This window comes from Micromonospora sp. NPDC051227 (assembly GCF_044455385.1).
GTDB lineage: Bacteria > Actinomycetota > Actinomycetes > Mycobacteriales > Micromonosporaceae > Micromonospora.
Genome location: NZ_JBITET010000016.1, coordinates 19186 through 37218, shown reverse-complemented (window position 1 = coordinate 37218; position 18033 = coordinate 19186). Strand labels below are relative to the sequence as shown.

Below are 18033 nucleotides of genomic sequence, written 5' to 3'. Positions count from 1 at the left end.
CGAAGGCCACAGGATGAGGCGGCAACCCACGGCGCTGTACGGCACGATGAGCAGAGACGGAGAGGTCGTGACCATGAGTCAGGACAGCCAGCTGACCACCGCGCTGGCGGAGGCCGCCGCCACCGCCGGCCACGCCCCCTCGGTGCACAACACGCAGCCGTGGCGCTGGCGGGTGCTGCCCGACGCGTTGGAGCTGCGCTCCGTCGCCGACCGACAGCTCGCCGCCAGCGACCCCGCGGGGAGACTGCTCGCGGTCAGCTGCGGCACCGCCCTGCACCACGCCCGACTGGCGCTGGCCGCCGAGGGGTGGCGCGCCGTGGTGGAGCGGCTGCCCGACCCGGGCGACAACGAGCTGCTGGCCCGGCTGACCGACCTCAGCCACACCGGGGCCGACCCGGACGCCATGCGCGTGGTGCAGTGCATGCGGGTGCGACACACCGACCGGCGGCCGGTCAGCGACGAGCCGGTTCCGCCCTCGGCGATCGAGGAGATCACGCGGGCGGTCAACGCGGAGGGCTGCCGGTTGCAGATCCTCGACCGTGACCAGGTTCTGGAGCTGGCCGCCACCGCCGCGCACGCCGACACGGTCGAGGCCGAGGACCCGGAGCTGCGCACCGAGCTGGCGTACTGGACCAGCCGGGCCGGCTCGGGCACCGGCCTGCCGGCGGAGGTGCTGCCCGAGCAGCCCGCGCAGACCACCGTGCCGGGTCGGGACTTCGGCCGTCCCGGCAGCCTGCCGATAGGCCCGGGCCACGACCGGATGGCGGTGTACGCGATGCTGCACGGCGACGAGGACGAACGGGACAGCTGGTTGCGTGCCGGCGAGGCGCTCTCCGCCGGTTGGCTGACCGCCACCCGGCTCGGCGTGTCCGTGGTGCCGCTCAGCGCGGTGGTGGAGGTGCCGGGCACCCGGCAGACCCTGCGGCAGCTGCTCTCCGGGATCGGCTTCCCGTACCTCGTGCTGCGGTTGGGCATCGCGGACCCGGCACACTCCGGCCCGCCGCACACGCCGCGGTTGACCACCGCACAGGTGGTCGACACCTCCGCCGTCGGTTGACGGGTCTGGCGACGCGCGGCACCGGCGCTACCATCCCCCGGTGACCAGCGTGCCGTTGCCCCGTCCGGAGCCGTCCCCGGCACCGTCGCTCGGGCTGAGCCCGCTGTCGCGGGTCCGTCTCGACGAGTTGTTGCAGGAGATGCTGGTTCGGGTCGGTGAGGTGGTGACCAGCCGGGAGCGCCTGCGGGCCCTGCTCGACGCGGTGGTCGGCATCGGCACCAACCTGGATCTACGCACCACCCTGCAACGCATCGTGCAGGCGGCCTGCGAGTTGGTCGGCGCCCGGTACGGCGCGCTCGGCGTGGTCGGCCCGGACCGGCTGCTGCACGACTTCATCGTCTACGGCATCACGCCCGAGCAGCATGAGCGGATCGGCGACCTGCCGCACGGGCGGGGCGTGCTCGGCCTGCTCATCGACGATCCCCGGCCGCTGCGGATGCCCGACATCACCCAGCACCCCCGCTCCTACGGGTTCCCGGCCAACCACCCACCCATGCACAGCTTCCTGGGCGTGCCGGTCCTCATCCGCGACCAGATCTTCGGCAACCTCTACCTGGCGGAGAAGAAGGGCGGTGCGCAGTTCACCGAGGACGACGAGGAGATCGTCGTCGCGCTCGCCGCCGCCGCCGGCGTGGCCATCGAGAACGCCCGCCTGTACGCCCTGGCGCACCGGCGGGAACGCTGGCTCGCCGCCACCGCCGAGATCACCACGGTGCTGCTCGGTGAGGTACGTCGTACCGACGCGTTGGCGTTGGTCGCCCGCCGAGCCCGCGAGGTCGCCGAGGCCGAGCTGGCGCTGGTGCTGCTCTACGACAACGACACCGAGCAGTTCTCCGTGGAGGTGGTCGACGGCGCCGACGAGCAGGCCCTCGCGCTCGTCGGAGCGATCCTGCCCGCCGTCGACACCAGCTTCGGCGCAGCGGTCGCCGAGGGCCGGCAGGACCAGGTGGACGACCTGGCGCACGCCGCGCCGTGGCCGGCCCTGCTGCACACCGGCCAAGCGATGATCTCGCCACTCACCACCGCCGAGACCCTGCACGGCGTGCTGATCGTGGCACACCGGCCGGAGCGTGGCGGTGGCGCCAGCGAGGAGGATCTGACACTGCTGGGCAGCTTCGCCGGGCAGGCCGCGCTGGCAATGGAACGGGCGCGCGGCCAGGAGGAACGGGAACTGCTGGTGGTCCTCGAGGACCGCGAGCGGATCGCCCGCGACCTGCACGACGTGGTGATCCAACGGCTCTTCGCCACCGGCCTGCAACTTCAGAGCGCCGCCCCGATGGCCCGCCCCGAGGTGGCCAAGCGGATCAACGCGGCCGTCGACGATCTGGACTCCACCATCCGGGACATCCGCCGGACGATCTTCGAGCTGCGTACGCCGATGACCTCGGAGCTGCGCACCGAGATCCGTGCGGAGATCGAGGCGGCCGCCGAAGCGCTGGGCTTCAGGCCGCACCTGGAGCTGACCGGGCCGGTGGACAGCGCCGTGCCGGACGCCATCCGCCCGGACCTCACCGCCGTGCTGCGCGAGGCGCTGTCGAACGTGGTCCGCCACGCGCGGTGCACCCGCGTCGACGTCGCCGTACGCGTCGACGCCGGCCAGGTCACCGTGGCAGTCACCGACAACGGGGTGGGCTGCGACCCGGCCGCCGCCCGGGGTGGCCTGGTCAACCTGCGCGAACGCGCCGGCCGCCTCGACGGCACCTTCACGATCGCCCCGGCCGACCCGCACGGCACCGAGGTGCGCTGGGCCGTGCCGCTGCGCGACTGACCCCGGGTCAGGGCGTTTTGCCGAGCAGACGCGTGGCCAGCACGGCGGCCTGCGTGCGGCGCTCCAGGCCCAGCTTGGCCAGCACGCTGGAGACGTAGTTCTTCACCGTCTTCTCCGCCAGGAACATCCGCCCGGCGATCTCCCGGTTGGTCAGCCCCTCGGCCACGTACTCCAGGATCCGCCGCTCCTGCTCGGTGAGCGACCTCAGCTCGCGCGGCTGCTCGACGCCGTTGCGGATGCGCTCCAGAACCCGGGTGGTGATCGCCGGGTCGAGCAGCGACTGCCCGGCCGCGACGCGGCGCACCGCGTCGACCAGGTCGGTGCCACGGATCTGCTTGAGCACGTACCCGGCGGCACCGGCCATGATCGCCGCGAACAGCGCCTCGTCGTCCTCGTAGGAGGTGAGGATCAGTCCTTTGATGGACGAGTCGACGGCGCGGACGTCACGGCACACGTCGATGCCGTTGCCGTCGGGCAGCCGTGCGTCGAGGATCGCCACGTCGGGCCGCAACGCCGGGATGCGGCGGGCCGCCTCCTGCGCCGAGCCGGACTCGCCGACCACCTCGATGTCGCCGCTGCTCTGCAACAGGTCGGCCAGGCCACGGCGGACGACCTCATGGTCGTCGAGGAGGAACACACGGATCATCCCTCGTTTCTACCCGCTGCCCCTGGCCCACCGCACGGGCCGAAGGTCCCGATCGGCACGCGGCGGGCGGGCGCTCGGACCCGACTGGTCGGGACGTCCGGCCCTGCTCGGCGACCACCGAACGATGGACCGTGAAGGTACGCCGGCACCGCGGCACCACCCGCCGCCGGCCCAGTGGGAGAGGAGCACCGCCATGGACATCGGCTACACCGCAGTCCAGCTACGGGCCGCCGCCGTGGACGCGGTCCGGGCACCGTCGTTGCACAACACCCAACCGTGGCGGCTACGGCTGCGCGACGGCGGCATCGAGGTGCTGGCCGACCCCACCCGCCGGCTGCCGGCAACCGACCCGAGCGGGTGGGCTGTCCGGATCGCCTGCGGTGCGGCGTTGTTCAACCTGCGGATCGCCCTGGCCGTGGCCGGCGTCCCGGCCCGGGTGCGGCTGCGCCCCGACCCGGCCGAGCCGGACCTGCTGGCCCGGCTGGTACCGGACCTTCCGCGCCGACCCACCCCCGCCGAGCAGGGCCTGTACTGGGCCATCCCGCGCCGGTTCAGCAACCGCCTGCCGTTCTGGCCGGACCCGGTGCCGGCCGACGCCCGGTGGCGCCTCGGCGAGGCGGCCCATGCCGAGCAGTGCTGGTTGGAGCTGCTGATCGGGGTGAGCGCCGTCTCCGCGTTCGGGGAGCTCGCGCGCAGCGCGCACCGCGTGCTGGAGCGCGACCCCGCCTACCGGGCCGAACGGGAACGGTGGCTGCGCCGGGAACCCACCCCGGACGGCGTGCCCGGTTCGGCCGGAGGTCCGCGGGGCGAGCCGCAGGACGTCCTCCCGACGCGCGGCTACGGTGGGCGCGACCGCGCCCCGGGGCGGGACTTCGAACCGGAACCCCTGGTGGGGGTGCTGGGCTCGGTGGGCAACACCGCCGTGGACCAGGTGATCGCCGGGCAGGCCCTGCAACGCCTGCTGCTCACCGCCACGGACGCTGGGCTCAGCGTGTCGATGCTCTCCCAGCCCATCGAGGTGCCCACGGCGCGGGAACAACTGCGGCTGTCCCTGGGCCGGATCGGGACACCGCAGATGGCACTGCGGATTGGGTACGGCCAGCCGGGTCGGCCGACCCCCCGACGGGACGTCGACGAGGTGCTGGACCTGCCGGTGGTGCCCGCCTGACCCGCCGGTGCACGGTCAGGCGGCGAGCACCGCGGCCTCCAGGGTCGGGTCCAGCCCGATCGAGCTGCGTCGCGGTCGGCCGGCGCGCGGCGGGACCGCGCCGACCTCACGGAGCCAGCGCCAGGTGTCCTCGACGGTCTCGGTCACCGGGCGGCAGGTCAACCCGGCGGCGAGGGCCCGCGTCACGTCCTGCTCCAGCAACCCCCGGTACGGGTGGCCGCGCGGCAGCCAGATCGGCAGGTCGCTCCACGGCTGCACCCCGGCGGCGAGGATCGACGCCGGATCGGTCCAGCGCAGCCGGGCGTCGGCACCGGTGGCGGCCACGCAGGCGTCGAGCAGCTCGCCCATCGTGGTCTGCGTCGGACGACCGATCGCGTTGAAGGTGCCGCCCACCCGCCGGGCGCCCGCGTCCAGCATCCACCCGGCCAGGTCGCGGACGTCGACGTACTGCACCGGCAGGTCGGCCGGCCCGGGGGCGAGCACGTCCCCGCCCCGCTCGACGCGCCGTAGCCACCAGGGCAGCCGGCCGATGTCCTCGCCCGGGCCCAGGATCAGGCCGGCCCGGGCGACCAGCGCGCGCCGACCGAACACGTCCCGCACGGCGCGCTCGGCACCGGCCTTGAGCTGCGGGTAGTCACCGTCGACGGAGGCCGGGTCGGCGTCCACCACCGGCGAGTCCTCATGCAGGCCCGCGCCGGCCTGGTCGGTGTAGACCGAGCCGCTGGAGACGTACACGTAGTGACCCACGGCGTCGACCAGGGCGCGGGCGGCGTCGCCGGCGGCCCGCGGCGCACCGTCCCAGGTGTCCACGGCGACGTCCCACTCACCGCCGGCCAGCGCCGCCAGGCCGTCCGGAGCGGTCCGGTCACCCCGCAACCGGTGTACGCCGGACGGCACCGTCCCGTGCAGCCCCCGGTTGAACACCGTCACCGACCAGCCGCGGCGCACGGCCTCGCTGACCGTGGCCCCGCCCACGAAGCCCGTACCGCCCAGCACCAGCAGTCTCATGCGCTCCACAGTGCCGGCCCGGGTCGGCGCAGGACACCCCTGTTCACCGGCAGCGGATCTGCCCGTGGCAGAACCCGCCGGGGTCAGGTGGTCGGGAGATCCCGCTCGGTTGGTTCACCAGCGGAGCCTCGTCCAGCATGCAGGAAAGCCGCCCGGGGCATGGTCAACGGAGCCGCCGATTGCGAAACTGCTTCAATCTGCGTCAGCACGGGCGATCGAGGCGCACGACCCGGACGGAGAAGGCAATGTCCAGCACACCGCTGTCCCTGCCGCAGCCGACCGCGCGGGCCCCCGAGTTCGGCCGGGACGCGCTCATCGTCTGCGAGAACCTGGTGCGGATCTACCAGACCGGTTCGATCGAGGTGCAGGCACTACAAGGGCTGGACCTGGCCGTGGAGAGCGGTGAGCTGGTCGCCGTCGTCGGCGCCTCCGGGTCGGGCAAGTCGACGCTGCTCTCCATCCTGGCCGGCATCGACGCCCCCACCGCCGGGCGGGTCCGGGTCGAGGAGTGGAATCTGCTGGCGATGTCCCGCGCGGACCGGGTGGACTACCGGCGGCACACCGTCGGGTTCGTACGGCAGCAGACGGCGAGCAACCTGATCCCCTACCTGACCGCACGGGAGATGGTGGACCTGCCGATGACGGCGGCCCGCGCCGCCAAGAAGGAGCGCCGGGAGCGCACTGCCGAACTGCTGGACAGCCTCGGTGTCGCCGACTGCGCCGATCGGCGCCCCGGGCAACTCTCCGGCGGGCAGCAGATGCGGGTCGCGATCGCTGTGGCGCTGGCCAACCAGCCGCGGGTCCTGCTCGCCGACGAGCCGACCGGCGAGCTGGACGCCGCCACGTCCGCTGAGGTCTTCGGCGTGCTGCGGGACGTCAACCGGCGCTACGGCGTCACGGTCGTCGTGGTGACCCACGATCCGGAGGTCAGCGGCCAGGTCGAAAGGACCGTCGCGATCCGGGACGGACGCACCAGCAGCGAGGTGCTGCGCCGCACCACCACCGACGCGGAGGGCGACACGCACATGATCGCCGAGGAGTACGCCGTGATGGACCGGGCCGGGCGGGTCCAGGTGCCCCGCGAGTTCCGCCAGGCGCTGGCGCTGACCCGACGGGTCCGGCTGGCCCTGGAACCCGACCACATCACGATCCGCCCCGACTCGGGAAGCGGCGAATGAGCAGCGAGCCGCTGCTGAGCGTGCGCGGCGTACACCGGCGCTTCCGCACCGGGCCGACCGTCGTACACGCCCTGAACGGCGTGTCGTTCGACGTGGCCGCCGGTTCGATGGTGGCGCTCGTCGGCCGGTCCGGCTCGGGAAAGACCACTCTGCTCAACGTCATCGGCGGCCTGGACCGCCCGGACGCCGGCACCGTGCACGTCGACGGCACCGACGTCACAGCGCTCGACGAGGATGGCCTGTCGCGGCTGCGGCGCGAGAAGGTGTCGTACGTCTTCCAGAGCTTCGGGTTGATCCCGGTGCTGTCGGCCGCGGAGAACGTCGCGGCCCCGCTGCGGATGGCCCGCGTCGCCCCGACCGAGCGCGAGCGGCGGGTCGAGTTGCTGCTGGAGCTGATCGGCCTGGCCGACCACGCCCGGCAGCGGCCGGCCGAGCTGTCCGGCGGCCAGCAGCAGCGGGTGGCGATCGCCCGCGCGCTGGCCGCCTCGCCCCAGCTTCTGCTCGCCGACGAGCCCACCGGGCAACTGGACGCCGAGACCGGCCTGTCGGTGATGGCCCTGCTGCGCGGGATAGTGGAATCCGAGGGCGTCACCGTCCTGGTGTCGACGCACGACGCGGTGATGATGGCCCTGGCCGACCGGGTGATCCGCATCCACGACGGGCACCTCGACGAACAGGCGGCCGGGCAGCCGTACGCGCCAGTGCCGGACGCCGGGTGACGCGACGATGAGGCTGGTCAGCCGGCGCGCCCGCGCGCAGTGGCCGCTGCTGGCAGCCCTGCTCGGGGTCGTCACGATCGGCGCGACAGCGCTGGGTACCTGCACCCTGTTGGTCACCCGCACCGCCGAGCGGGCGCTGGAGGTCGCCATGGCCCGCGCCGCCCCCGCCGCCGTCGACGTGACCGTCTACACCGGTGCCGTCGAGGGCCAGAACGCGCCGTCGGTCGCCGCCGACACCCGCGCCGTGGTGGCCTCCACGCTCGCACCGTTCCCGGTGACGACAACCGCGCGGGCGTCGACGGTGCTGCGGGCGCTGCCGCCCGGGCTCGCCAGGGGCACCACCGTCGGAGCCCAGGCGTACCTGTCGGGGCTGGACGACCTGCCGACCCGAGGCGAGCTGGTCACCGGGCGCTGGCCACAGCACCCTGGCGACGCGGTGCTGCTGGAGTCCACCGCACAACTGCTCGGCCTCACCCCCGGTCGCCGGGTACGCCTCGGCGCCGAGCTGGCCCACGCGCCCGTCCCGGCCATCGACGTGGTCGTCGTCGGTGTGGTGCGCCCGCTGCCGGGGCGCGGCTGGGACCGCGACCCGCTGGCCGCGGCCGGCTCCGCCACCGGTTACCGGGACGGCCGCTTCCAGCAGCCGGTCAACGCCTACGGCCCGTTCCTCGTCGACCTTGCCGACCTGGTCACCACCGGTGCCACAGTCGACCGGTTGGAGGTCACCGCCCATCCGGACCTGTCCCAGAGCAACCGCCACGACCTGGAGACCGTGGCCGCGGCCGTCGACGGTGCCGACGGCCGGCTGGCGGGCACCCTCGGCGACCGCGTCCGGCTCGCACGTGTCGCCTCCGAACTGCCGCTGACCCTGCGGGCCGCCGACGACCAACGGCACGTCACCGCCGCCGTCGTGCTCGCCATCGCCGTCCTCGCCGGTGTCCTGGCCGCGTCGGCACTCGTCCTCGCCGGTCGGCTGACCACTGGCATACGCGCCGACGAGACCGCCCTGCGGTCCGCCCTGGGAACCAGCCGTGGCCAACTCGCCGCCACCGCGACACTCGAGGCCGGGCTCGTCGCCGCCGTCGCCGCCGCGCTCGCGATACCGGCCTCGTCGGCCCTGCACGCCGGCCTGACCCACCTGCCACCGCTGGACGCCGCCGGCCTGACCGTCCGGCCGGCCATCGCCGGCGCCCAGGTCCTCGCGGTCGCCGGCGGCGCGCTGGTGCTCGCCGCTGTCCTCATCGTCCTGGCGATCCGGCCCGTCCCGGCAGCCGGCGACCAGCGCACCCGCCGCGAACTGCTGGCCCGATCCGGCGCCGACCTGATGCTCGCGGTATTCGCCGCCGCCGGATGGTGGCAGCTGTACGCGCAGCCCACCGCCGCCAGCCCACGCGCCGACGCCGTCCGGATGCTCGCGCCGGCGCTGCTGCTCACCGCAGGCGTCGCTCTGGCTCTCCGGGTGGTACTGCCCGCCCTCCGCGGTGCCGACCGGCTGGCGTACCGCGCCCGTGGGCTGGCGCTTCCGCTGGCGGTCTCCGAGGCCGCCCGCCGGCCACGAGCGGTCGCCGCCGGGCTGCTCGTCGGACTGGCTTGCGCGGCCGGAACCTTCGGCCTCGCCTTCGACGACACGTGGCACCAGTCGCAGCGCGACCAGGCCGCGCTCGCCGTCGGCACCGACCTGGCACTCACCCTCAGCACGGCGCCGGTGGCCGGAGACGGCGCGGTCGTCAGCGCGGCCACCGCGGGGGCCGTGAGTCCGGCCCTCGACCGAGGTACCGCCGTCGGTCAGTGGCTCGGCAACGCCGGCGACGCGCCGCGCCTGGTCGCCGTCGACACCACCCGCGCCGACGCGCTGCTGCGCGGGCGGCTGGACAACGACCGCGGATGGGCGGACGTGGGCGCCACACTGGCACCACGCACCCGGGTCACCGGCCTCGCCATTCCGACCGGCGCCCCGCTCGTCCTGAGCGGGACCGCCGCCGGCGACACCCCGCTCGCCGTGACGCCCCGGCTGATGCTGCAGGACGCCACCGGCCTGCGCACGTCCTGCACCGGTCCGGCCGTACCTCTCGACGGCCAGGAGTTTCGGCTGCCCGCCTGCGCGACGGCTGACGGGCTGCGCCTCGTCGCGGTCGTCCTGCCGGTCACCGCCGACGCCGTCGGCGGACGCGTCGCCGTAGCCGTCACACTCACCGTGCCGCCCGCCGAGTCGGCGGAGAGGCCCACTGACGGATCGGATTGGACCGCCACGTCCGCGCCGCCGGTCCCGAGCAGGTTGAGCGACCCGACCGTCATGGTGTCCGCCACCCCGACGGGAACCACGCTGCGGATGGCCGCGACCGTCGATCTCGGCGGCGCCGAGGACGCCGCCCGGACCCTCGTCGCCACCGCCTTCCCGGACCCCGGCCCGGTGCCCGTCGCCGTCTCCGCCCGCTTTGCCAGCGAGGTCGGTGCCGAGAGCGGCAGCAAGCTCAGCGTCACGGTCGGCATCACGCCCGTCCCGGTCGTCGTCACCGAGGTCGTGCCGACCGTACCGTCCGCCCCCGGCGCCGTCGCCGTCCTGGCCGACCTGGACACGCTGTCCCGCGCACGTGCCGTCACCGGCGACCTGACGTTCCCGGTCGACGCCTGGTGGGTCGGCCACCCAGCCGGCCCCGGTGCCGTCGAGCGGGCCACCGCCCTGCACCTGGGCACCGTCGCGACCCGCGAGGCGGAGACCGCCCGCCTCACCGGCGGCCCGCTGCGCGCCGGGCTGCCGGCCGCGCTGGGCCTCATCGTCCCGGCCGCCGCCCTGCTGCTGCTCGCCGGCGTCGTCCTGCACGTCACCTGTGATCTCCAGGTCCGCGCCGTCGAGGTGACGCGGCTACGCGGCCTGGGGATGTCCCGGCGCGGCATCCGGGCCGTGCTGCTCGGCCAGCACGCCAGCGTTCTGCTGCCCCTGCTCGCGGCGGGCACGGCCGTCGGCGCGCTCGCCACCCGCGTCGTCGCTCCCCTGCTCGTGCGCTCCGAAACCGGCGCCGCGCCCGTCCCGGCCACCCAGCCACACTGGCCGTGGCCGGCCGAGGCCGCACTGCTTGCCGTACTACTGGCCGGATGCATGCTGGCGGTCGCCGTTGTGGTCACCGTCCAGGTCCGCCGGGCCGACGCCGCGCACCTGCGGGTGGCCCCGTGAACCGGTGGCTGACCCGCCGGTGGCCGGCGCTGCACTGGCCCAGCATCCGCGGCCGTGGCCGTACCGACGCCGGACCGCTGCTGCTCACCGCCGCCGTCATCGCGGCCGTCGCGCTGCTCGCCGGGGCCGCGCCGGCGCTGCTCCGCGCCGCCGCCGACAACGCCGTCCAGGACACCGTCCGCCGCGCCGGCAACGACGCGAACGTCCTCGTCCACGCCAACTGGGAACGCGACGACGGGCCGACCGGCGGGCGGGTCCGGATGCCCCACCTCGCCGAGGACGTCGACGCCTTCCGCGCCCGGGCGACAAACGCGCTCGGGCCCGACCTGGACGCCGCGCTGCTCCCGCCCGTCGCCGCCGTCAACGGCCCGATCCTCAGCATCACCGGCGGCAGCGTGCCGCGTACCTTCCAGTTCACCTACCTGGCCGGTGACCTCGGCGGCCCGGACGTGACCTGGGTCGCCGGCAGCCCGCCCGGCTCCGCCGTCTCCGACCAGTACGTCGAGACCCCCTACGACGGACCGCCCTGGCCGGTGCAGGTCGGCCTCTCCGAGGCGGACGCCGCCGCGCTCAACCTCGGCCCCGGCGCTCGAATCCCGGTCAGGGACGGCCAGGGTCGCGACAAGGACGTCCGGATCAGCGGGATCTACCGACCCGCGGACAGCGCCGACCCAGCCTGGCGGCTCGCCCCGGCGCTACTGCGTCCCGTGCCCGGGGCCGACGGCGTGGGGACCACCCGGTTCGCCGGCCTGCTGTCGCGCGAGTCGTTACCGGACGCCCGGCTCGCCGTCGACGAGGACCAGTTGCGGCGCACCGTCCACTTCGCACCCGTTTCCGACGCGCTCACCTGGGACGCCACCGCGACGCTCGCCAGCCAGGTGGTCAAGCTCAAGGCGACCTCCGGCTCATCAAGCGACCGCGAGCAATCCCTGAAGTGGGAATCGCAGCTCGACACCGCACTGCGCGACGCCCGCACGCGGAACAGCGCCGCTTCCGCACAGGCCGCCGTCCTGCTCGCCGGTGTACTGACCGCCACGGTGCTGGTCCTGCTGCTCGCCGCCGACCTGCTGGTCCGCCGCCGTACCCCGGTGCTGAGCGCCGCCCGGCAGCGCGGGGCGGCGCTACCCGACCTCGGTGCGGAACTGATCATCGAGTCCACAGTGGTGTCCCTGTCGGCCGCCGCCGTCGGGCTCGCGATCGCGCGCGCGGCCGCTCCGGGCGTCTCCTGGACCTGGGCCGTTCCCGTGGTCCTGGCCGGTGCCGTCGCCGGGCCGGCGTTCGGCACCCTCGCCGCCGCCCGTGCCAGCCGTGACCGGCGTCAACCCGCCAACCCGGCCGCTCGGCGCTGGATCCGGGCCACCGGCCAGTTGCGCCGCGCCGCCGTGGAGGCCGCTGTCCTGATCGCCGCGGTCGCCGCCTTCGTCACACTGCACCAGCGCGGACTCCTGCCCGTCGCCTCCGACGGCGACACCGGTGAGCTGACCGGCGACCTCATCCTGCCGATCGGCGCCCTCGCTCTGGGCGCGCTCGTCGGCGGGCTCGTCCTGCTCCGGCTACTGCCCCTCGGGGCGCGGTTCGCGCTCCGACAGGCCCTGCGCTCGCGCCGCCCGCTGGCCGTGTTCGGTGCCGCCCAGGCGGCCACAACGGCCGGGCGCGCGCTGCCGCTGCTGGTTCTGGTCAGCACCACGGCGCTCGCGTCGTTCGCGCTCATCCTCGGCGCCACCGTTACCCGGGGCCTGACCGACGGCGCGTGGAGCACCGTCGGCGCCGACGCCCGCCTCGACGTCGGCGCCGACGCCGAGGCCGCCACGGCCGCACTCGCCGAGCGCATCGCCGCCGCACCCGGGGTGGAGCAGGTTGTCGTCGCGCAGGTGACCGACTCGGCACGCGTCTTCACCGACTCGACGCTGCTCACCCCACGCCTGGTCATCGTGGACACCGCAGCGTTCCAGCGTCTGCTGGCCACCACCCCGCTGCCCGACGCGCCGGCGCTGGCCCGGCTCACGGCACCCGGTCCTGGCCCCGGGGAGGTCCCAGCGCTGGTCCGCTCGAGTGACGGCGATCTGCGGACCGGTACGCGGCTGCAGCTACCCCGGGACGACGCCCCGGCGATTCGTCTCGTCGCCGTCGGTACCGCTCCCTCCGTCGGCGGCGCCAACGACGTCATCATTGTGGACGCCGCGGCCCTCGCCGACGCCGGGTTGCCCGCCGTTCCGAATACCGTCTGGGTGTCCGGCTCCGGTGCGGGGCGGGCCGTGTCGAACACCGGAGTCGCCTCCGACGTCGTGCTGCGTGCGGACGTCCTGCGGGCGCAGCGGGTGGCTCCGCTGACGGCAGGGCTGGTACGGCTGGCGTGGACGGCCGCGGCGGTGCTGCTGGCGCTGGGACTGCTCGGCCTCACGCTCGCCGCAGCCGCCGGTGCCTCGCAGCGGTGGCAGACCCTGACCCGGCTGCGGACCCTCGGCCTGCGGCCACGCGACGTCCGCTGGGTCGCCGCCGGAGAGCTCCTGCCGCCGGTCGTGGTCGCCGCGGTGTGCGGCCCGCTACTCGGGGCCCTGCTCGCACGCCTGACGCTCGGCCCGCTCCACCTGCGGCTGCTCACCGGCCAGGCCGCCGACCCGGCGGCGGTCCTGCCGTGGTGGCTGCTGGGCCTGGTGAGCGTGGCGCTGCTGGCGACGGCCGCCATGGTCGTACCCGTCGAGTCGGCGCTGCGGCGACGCGACCGGCTGAGCGAGGTACTCCGCGCCGGTGAGTGACCGACTGTCTCCCCATGCCGGAAGCAGAAACGGCGAGACCCGTCACCGGATATCCGGTGACGGGTCATCTGATCCGCTTGTAAAGATGGTGGGCGATACTGGGTTTGAACCAGTGACCTCTTCCGTGTCAAGGAAGCGCGCTCCCACTGCGCCAATCGCCCGTGGCGGCCCCGTGGGGCGCATCGCGAGCGGACGACGGGATTCGAACCCGCGACCCTCACCTTGGCAAGGTGATGCGCTACCAGCTGCGCTACGTCCGCACGTCCCCGGCAAGCGCCGGCGACAGATGAACTCTACCCGATGCCAAGATCGCTTGGCACGGCACCCTGGCCGGTCGCGGTTGCGCTGGTCCCGGCCGGGGTACTGAAGGACGCGACAGCGCACCACACCCCCTTAAGGAGGCTGTCGTGGGTATCGGCACCAGCATCTTCCTGATCGCGCTCGGCGCGATCCTCACCTTCGCACTGGACGCGAGCGTCGGCGGCATCAACCTCGACGTGGTCGGCTGGATCCTGATGGGCGCCGGCGTCCTTGGCCTGATCATGACCACGCTGATCTGGGGTCGCCGACGCCAGGTCGTCACCACCACCGAGCAGCCGGTGGAGTACCGGCAGGTCGAGGAGCGGCGGGACATCGCGCCTCCGCTGTGACACGACCGCTTCCATCGCTGGCAGAGCTGCCAGATCAACGTGATTCCGGGTCGGCCGCCTCGCCGAAGGCGGCCGACCCGTCGCACCGGCGACCTCGTGCCGCAGCAGACGTCGGGTAGGCGTCGCGGCCGGCGAGTGGGCCGGCATGCTCCGGTGGTGCCGGCGGCGGAATCAGAACTCGATGACCAACCGGCCGCGTACCCCTCCGGCCTCCAGGAGCTGATGCGCCCGGGCCGCCTCCTCCGGCGGGAACCGAGCGGCGACCCGCAGGGTCAGCGCACCCTCCTCGGCGAGCCGCCGAAGCAGGTCGAGCTTGTCGCGGCGCCCGTCGTACTCGTGCACGTACGCGGACACCATGTCGATCCTCCGCTGGTCGGCCTGCGCCCGCAGCACCGGATCGGGCCCGCCGCGCAGCAGCGCGACGGCACCACCCGCGCGCACCGCGGGCAGCAACGCGCCGCCGAGCAACGCGGCGTCGACAGCGGCGTCCACCCCGTCCGGGGCGTGCTCGCGGAAGCGGTCGGCGACATCGGGACCTCGGGTCACCGTCACGTCGGCGCCGAGCGCGGTGACCAGTTCGACGTCGTCGGGCGCCGCGTCGGCCAACACCCAATGTCCGGCGGCCTTGGCGAGCTGTACCGCGTATCCGCCGACGGCGCCGGCCGCTCCGGTCACCGCGAGGGTGCTGCCCGGCGGCAGCCGCAACTGGTCCAGGGCGTGCAGGGCGGTCAACCCGTTCAACGGCAGGGTGGCCGCCTCGGCGGGTGACACGCCCGCCGGCGCGGGCGCCACCCAGGTCTCCGGGAGCACTACCCACTCGGCGTACCCACCGCCGGCCGCCCGGGTCGGATTGATCATGGCCATCACCGGGTCACCCTGGGCGAGAGCACCACTGGTCCCGGAACCCACCTCGTCGATGGTGCCGGCGATGTCCTGACCGGGCAGCAGCGGGTCGCCGCCGCGCAGTCGCACCGGCGTCATACCGGCCCGGATCAGCGTGTCCGCGGGGTTGACCGCCGCGGCGCGTACCCGGATGCGGACCTCACCAGGGCCGGCGTGCGGCGTCGGAAGCTCGACCACCCGCAGCACCTCGGGCCCGCCGTAGCGGAGTAGTCCAACTGCTCTCATGCTCGACTCCTCGTCATTCGGGTCGGGCCAAGGGCTGGGTCATGCCGGTGGCGGAGGCCCGCTCGATCGCGTCGATGAGCCGGTGCCGACCGAGGGCGTGCGCGAAGTCGGGGACGGTCCGGGTGCCGTCGGCCAACTCCCGGGCGAGCTGCCGGTAGAGCCGCGCCACACCTCCGGCCACGGAACGACTCAGCTCGGCGGGCACGCCGTCCAGGTAGGACGCCGGCACCTCCAGTGGTCGGACGGCGCTGTCCGTGCCCCGGCCTCCGGCGAGAGTGAGTTCGGCGACCTGCATGTTGCCCCAGCCGGCCGTCAGCACCAGGTCGCCCTCGCTGCCGTTGATCTCCCACCGAAAGTTGTCCCCACGAGACACCCCGCCCCGGTAGAAGATGGACGCCGCCGCGCCGCCATCGAGGGCACCGATCACCGCCACCTGGTCCGGCACGGTGACCGGGATGGTGCTGCCGTCCGTCGCGACCGTCGCCTGCCTGCGGCCGACGACGAGGTTCGCGGCCACCGAGTCAAACTCCCCGAGGACGAAGTGCAGCGGATCGAGGGCGTGCAGGGTGGCTGAGGTGAGCGGAGTGGCGCCGTTGGCGTTGTCGAACCAGTACGCCTGGCTGGGGTCGGCAACCTCACCACCCCAGACCATCCCCGAGCCGACCATCGTGGTGCCGAGCACCTCGCCGACGTACCCGTCGCGGATCAACTCCCGGGCGTATCGGACCTCGGGGGCGTACCGCCCCTGGAGGCCGACCACCGTGCGGACGCCAACCTTCGCCGCCCGGTCTGCCAACTGCTGGGCCTCGACCAGGCCATTGCCCAGCGGCCACTCGCTGTAGACCATCTTGCCCTCGTCCAGGGCCGCGGAGATGAGCTTGAAGTGCTCGGTGACCTTCACCGCCACGACCACGAGGTCGACGCCGGGATGGCGGATCAGGTCGCGGTGGTCGTGGTAGGCGGGCACGCCGTACCTGGCCGCTGCCGCCTCGGCGCTGCTCGGACGGGAGGTGCTCACCGCGCGCAGGGTGAACTCGGGTGTCGCGGCGATGGCGGGCACGTGTGCGGTGGAGGCCCATCCGCTGGTGCTCGCGCCAATGATGCCGACGCCGATTTTGGACATGTTCCATCTCCTCAAAACAGGATAAATCGGAAAAGCGCACGTTGGTTGGACGATGGGCCGACCACGTCGTCCGGCGGACGTCAGTCCAGGCAGGTGAGCGCGACCTCGGCGTAACGCGTCAGCGCCGCCCGATCCGGGTTGATGGCGCCCATCACCCGCAGACCCTGGAGGCTGGTCACCAGGAAGCCGGCCAGGTCGGTGGCGCTGCGGTCGGTGCTGATCTGGCCCCGTAACTGCGCCTCGGCGAGCAGGTCGTAGAGCGCCAACTCCAGGGACTGGGTGGTCGAGCGGAGCCGCTCGGCGACCCGCACATCCTGGTGGGCCCGTTCCATCGAGGCCCCGACGATGAGGCAGGCGAGGTGCCGGCCGTCCCCGGTGATGTCGTCCACCGCACCGATGAACACCTCACGGATGACCGCTCGCGCATCGTTGCCCGAGCGCAGCAGATCAACCATGGGTGCGGCGTAGCGCTGCCGGTACAGGTCGAGCACCGCCAGGTAGAGGCCGTCCTTGCTGCCGAACGCGGCGTAGATCGAGCCGCTGCCCAAACCGGTCGCCTCGGAGAGGTCACGCATGGAGGTGCCCTCGTAGCCCTTGCTCCGGAACACGTTCATGGCAGCGTTGACCGCGGCGTCGAGGTCGAACTCACGGGTGCGGGCCATGCCGGAGACGCTACCCGCTATCTGGAACGATCGACAAAGTACCGCCGATCACAGCCGACGAATCGAGCCGTTTGCGCTGGCTGACAGGGATCCCAGACGCCGCGTTACGATCCAGATCATGGAGTCTCTCGACACCGTGCTGGCCGCGCACCGGGCGTACCTGCTCGGTTGGAACATCGGTGTCGCCGGGGGTCCCGACCTCCCGACCTACCGCAGTGAGGTGCCGCACGCACCCCTCAACGGCGTACTGCGGGTGGCCGGGCGCACGCCACAGGACGCCCTCGCCGAGGCCCGGCAGCGCCTGCACGGCGTACCCCGGATCTGGTGGGTTGGCCCGGACAGCGACGCCGGCACCGCGGACGGCCTGGTCTCCCTCGGCGCGGTGCAGGTCGCCCGGATGCCGATCATGACGGTGAGGATCGGGGCGGCGGCCGATGTCCCGACTCCCGCTGGCGTGCGGATCGCCGAGACCACAGACCTCGCCACGTTCGTCCCGGCCTATGCCCGGGTGTCCGGAATCCCGGCGGACGGCGTGGCGGCGACGATCGAACGGGAGAAGGCGTTCACCGGCGACGGCACAGTGCTCCGGCTGGCCGGTCGCCTCGATGACGGCCGGGTCGTCGCAACGGCCGTCGCCTGGATCAGCCACGGTCTGGTCACCCTCTACTTCGTCGGCACCCAGCCGGAGCAGCGACGCAGGGGCATCGGCGCGGCTATGACCAGGGCCGCCCTTCAGCTGGCCGGCGAGCGGGGCGCCCGCACCGCCGCCCTCACCTCGTCGGCCGTCGGCGAGTCGGTCTACCACGGCCTCGGCTTCCGGCCAGTGGGCGAGTTCCGCCTGTTGACCTTCTGAAGGCGAGCGCGAGGCCCGGCGAACCAGACTGGATCACGGGGTGGCCACCCGACGGAAACCATTGACTACGGGGTTCAGACAGCGTTGTCTTTTACTGGCGCCTGGGGAGGTACGACAGTGATCGACGATGTGTCCCTCGTGTTCT

At 73.7% G+C, this 18033-nt stretch carries 14 protein-coding genes and 2 tRNA genes; 9 read left to right on the top strand and 7 right to left on the bottom strand.

What is annotated here, in order from left to right:
• Positions 1-73: 73 nt before the first annotated feature.
• The gene (locus ACIA47_RS28445) at positions 74-1057 is read left to right on the top strand and encodes an Acg family FMN-binding oxidoreductase (RefSeq protein ID WP_396711489.1); all 984 of its coding nucleotides are present in this window, start codon (positions 74-76) and stop codon (positions 1055-1057) included.
• Between the two features lie 94 nt (positions 1058-1151).
• On the top strand, positions 1152-2825 hold the full coding sequence (locus ACIA47_RS28440; protein WP_396711488.1) for a GAF domain-containing protein: 1674 nt from the start codon (positions 1152-1154) through the stop codon (positions 2823-2825).
• Between the two features lie 7 nt (positions 2826-2832).
• On the opposite strand, the gene ACIA47_RS28435 is transcribed toward ACIA47_RS28440, so the two are convergent.
• Positions 2833-3471 carry a response regulator transcription factor gene (locus tag ACIA47_RS28435; protein WP_030488585.1) on the bottom strand — a complete coding sequence of 213 codons (639 nt, stop codon included), beginning with the start codon at positions 3469-3471 and terminating at the stop codon, positions 2833-2835.
• Between the two features lie 193 nt (positions 3472-3664).
• Here ACIA47_RS28435 and ACIA47_RS28430 point away from each other — a divergent pair, with 193 nt between their 5' ends.
• The gene (locus tag ACIA47_RS28430) at positions 3665-4639 is read left to right on the top strand and encodes an Acg family FMN-binding oxidoreductase (RefSeq protein WP_396711422.1); all 975 of its coding nucleotides are present in this window, start codon (positions 3665-3667) and stop codon (positions 4637-4639) included.
• 15 nt (positions 4640-4654) lie between these two features.
• Here the strand turns inward: ACIA47_RS28430 and ACIA47_RS28425 are convergent, their stop codons facing one another.
• On the bottom strand, positions 4655-5647 hold the full coding sequence (locus tag ACIA47_RS28425; RefSeq protein ID WP_396711421.1) for an NAD-dependent epimerase/dehydratase family protein: 993 nt from the start codon (positions 5645-5647) through the stop codon (positions 4655-4657).
• A 245-nt stretch (positions 5648-5892) separates the two neighbouring features.
• On the opposite strand from ACIA47_RS28425, the gene ACIA47_RS28420 reads away from it, so the two are divergent.
• The 4 genes from ACIA47_RS28420 to ACIA47_RS28405 are packed head-to-tail and all read left to right on the top strand — an operon-like array spanning position 5893 to position 13472.
• A complete protein-coding gene (locus ACIA47_RS28420; protein ID WP_396711420.1) occupies positions 5893-6825 on the top strand; it encodes an ABC transporter ATP-binding protein in 933 nt (310 codons plus the stop codon).
• Entirely contained in the window at positions 6822-7544 is a 723-nt protein-coding gene (locus ACIA47_RS28415; protein WP_091400774.1) for an ABC transporter ATP-binding protein, read from the top strand. The genes ACIA47_RS28420 and ACIA47_RS28415 overlap by 4 nt, the downstream gene beginning before the upstream one ends.
• Before the next feature lie 7 nt (positions 7545-7551).
• Complete coding sequence (locus ACIA47_RS28410; protein ID WP_396711419.1) at positions 7552-10716, top strand: FtsX-like permease family protein; 3165 nt, start codon at positions 7552-7554, stop codon at positions 10714-10716.
• Positions 10713-13472 carry an ABC transporter permease gene (locus ACIA47_RS28405; RefSeq protein ID WP_396711418.1) on the top strand — a complete coding sequence of 920 codons (2760 nt, stop codon included), beginning with the start codon at positions 10713-10715 and terminating at the stop codon, positions 13470-13472. The genes ACIA47_RS28410 and ACIA47_RS28405 overlap by 4 nt, the downstream gene beginning before the upstream one ends.
• A gap of 86 nt (positions 13473-13558) precedes the next feature.
• Here ACIA47_RS28405 and ACIA47_RS28400 read toward each other — a convergent pair.
• Both ACIA47_RS28400 and ACIA47_RS28395 read right to left on the bottom strand, forming a co-directional pair.
• Positions 13559-13633, bottom strand: a tRNA-Val gene (locus tag ACIA47_RS28400).
• Between the two features lie 26 nt (positions 13634-13659).
• Positions 13660-13732 (bottom strand) — tRNA-Gly (locus tag ACIA47_RS28395).
• 147 nt (positions 13733-13879) lie between these two features.
• Between ACIA47_RS28395 and ACIA47_RS28390 the strand changes: the two genes are divergently transcribed.
• Positions 13880-14122, top strand: a complete 243-nt coding sequence (locus ACIA47_RS28390; RefSeq protein ID WP_091400768.1) for a DUF6458 family protein — start codon at positions 13880-13882, stop codon at positions 14120-14122.
• A 171-nt stretch (positions 14123-14293) separates the two neighbouring features.
• On the opposite strand, the gene ACIA47_RS28385 is transcribed toward ACIA47_RS28390, so the two are convergent.
• The 3 genes from ACIA47_RS28385 to ACIA47_RS28375 form a co-directional block, all read right to left on the bottom strand.
• Positions 14294-15250: an NADP-dependent oxidoreductase gene (locus ACIA47_RS28385; protein ID WP_396711417.1), complete on the bottom strand. Its 957-nt coding sequence runs from the start codon at positions 15248-15250 to the stop codon at positions 14294-14296.
• 13 nt (positions 15251-15263) lie between these two features.
• Positions 15264-16373: a Gfo/Idh/MocA family oxidoreductase gene (locus tag ACIA47_RS28380; protein WP_396711416.1), complete on the bottom strand. Its 1110-nt coding sequence runs from the start codon at positions 16371-16373 to the stop codon at positions 15264-15266.
• Positions 16374-16453: 80 nt separating this feature from the next.
• Positions 16454-17035: a TetR/AcrR family transcriptional regulator gene (locus tag ACIA47_RS28375; protein WP_203125546.1), complete on the bottom strand. Its 582-nt coding sequence runs from the start codon at positions 17033-17035 to the stop codon at positions 16454-16456.
• A gap of 118 nt (positions 17036-17153) precedes the next feature.
• On the opposite strand from ACIA47_RS28375, the gene ACIA47_RS28370 reads away from it, so the two are divergent.
• Positions 17154-17888 (top strand): GNAT family N-acetyltransferase, encoded by a 735-nt coding sequence (locus ACIA47_RS28370; protein WP_396711415.1) that lies wholly within the window; start codon positions 17154-17156, stop codon positions 17886-17888.
• The last annotated feature ends 145 nt before the right edge of the window (positions 17889-18033 follow it).

Excerpts from the sequence above, each read along its gene's own strand:
- ACIA47_RS28445 (WP_396711489.1), top strand. The coding sequence starts at position 74 with ATGAGTCAGGACAGCCAGCTGACCACCGCGCTGGCGGAGGCCGCCGCC.
- ACIA47_RS28435 (WP_030488585.1), bottom strand. The coding sequence starts at position 3,471 with ATGATCCGTGTGTTCCTCCTCGACGACCATGAGGTCGTCCGCCGTGGC.
- ACIA47_RS28430 (WP_396711422.1), top strand. The coding sequence starts at position 3,665 with ATGGACATCGGCTACACCGCAGTCCAGCTACGGGCCGCCGCCGTGGAC.
- ACIA47_RS28425 (WP_396711421.1), bottom strand. The coding sequence starts at position 5,647 with ATGAGACTGCTGGTGCTGGGCGGTACGGGCTTCGTGGGCGGGGCCACG.
- ACIA47_RS28420 (WP_396711420.1), top strand. The coding sequence starts at position 5,893 with ATGTCCAGCACACCGCTGTCCCTGCCGCAGCCGACCGCGCGGGCCCCC.
- ACIA47_RS28415 (WP_091400774.1), top strand. The coding sequence starts at position 6,822 with ATGAGCAGCGAGCCGCTGCTGAGCGTGCGCGGCGTACACCGGCGCTTC.
- ACIA47_RS28410 (WP_396711419.1), top strand. The coding sequence starts at position 7,552 with ATGAGGCTGGTCAGCCGGCGCGCCCGCGCGCAGTGGCCGCTGCTGGCA.
- ACIA47_RS28385 (WP_396711417.1), bottom strand. The coding sequence starts at position 15,250 with ATGAGAGCAGTTGGACTACTCCGCTACGGCGGGCCCGAGGTGCTGCGG.
- ACIA47_RS28380 (WP_396711416.1), bottom strand. The coding sequence starts at position 16,373 with ATGTCCAAAATCGGCGTCGGCATCATTGGCGCGAGCACCAGCGGATGG.
- ACIA47_RS28375 (WP_203125546.1), bottom strand. The coding sequence starts at position 17,035 with ATGGCCCGCACCCGTGAGTTCGACCTCGACGCCGCGGTCAACGCTGCC.
- ACIA47_RS28370 (WP_396711415.1), top strand. The coding sequence starts at position 17,154 with ATGGAGTCTCTCGACACCGTGCTGGCCGCGCACCGGGCGTACCTGCTC.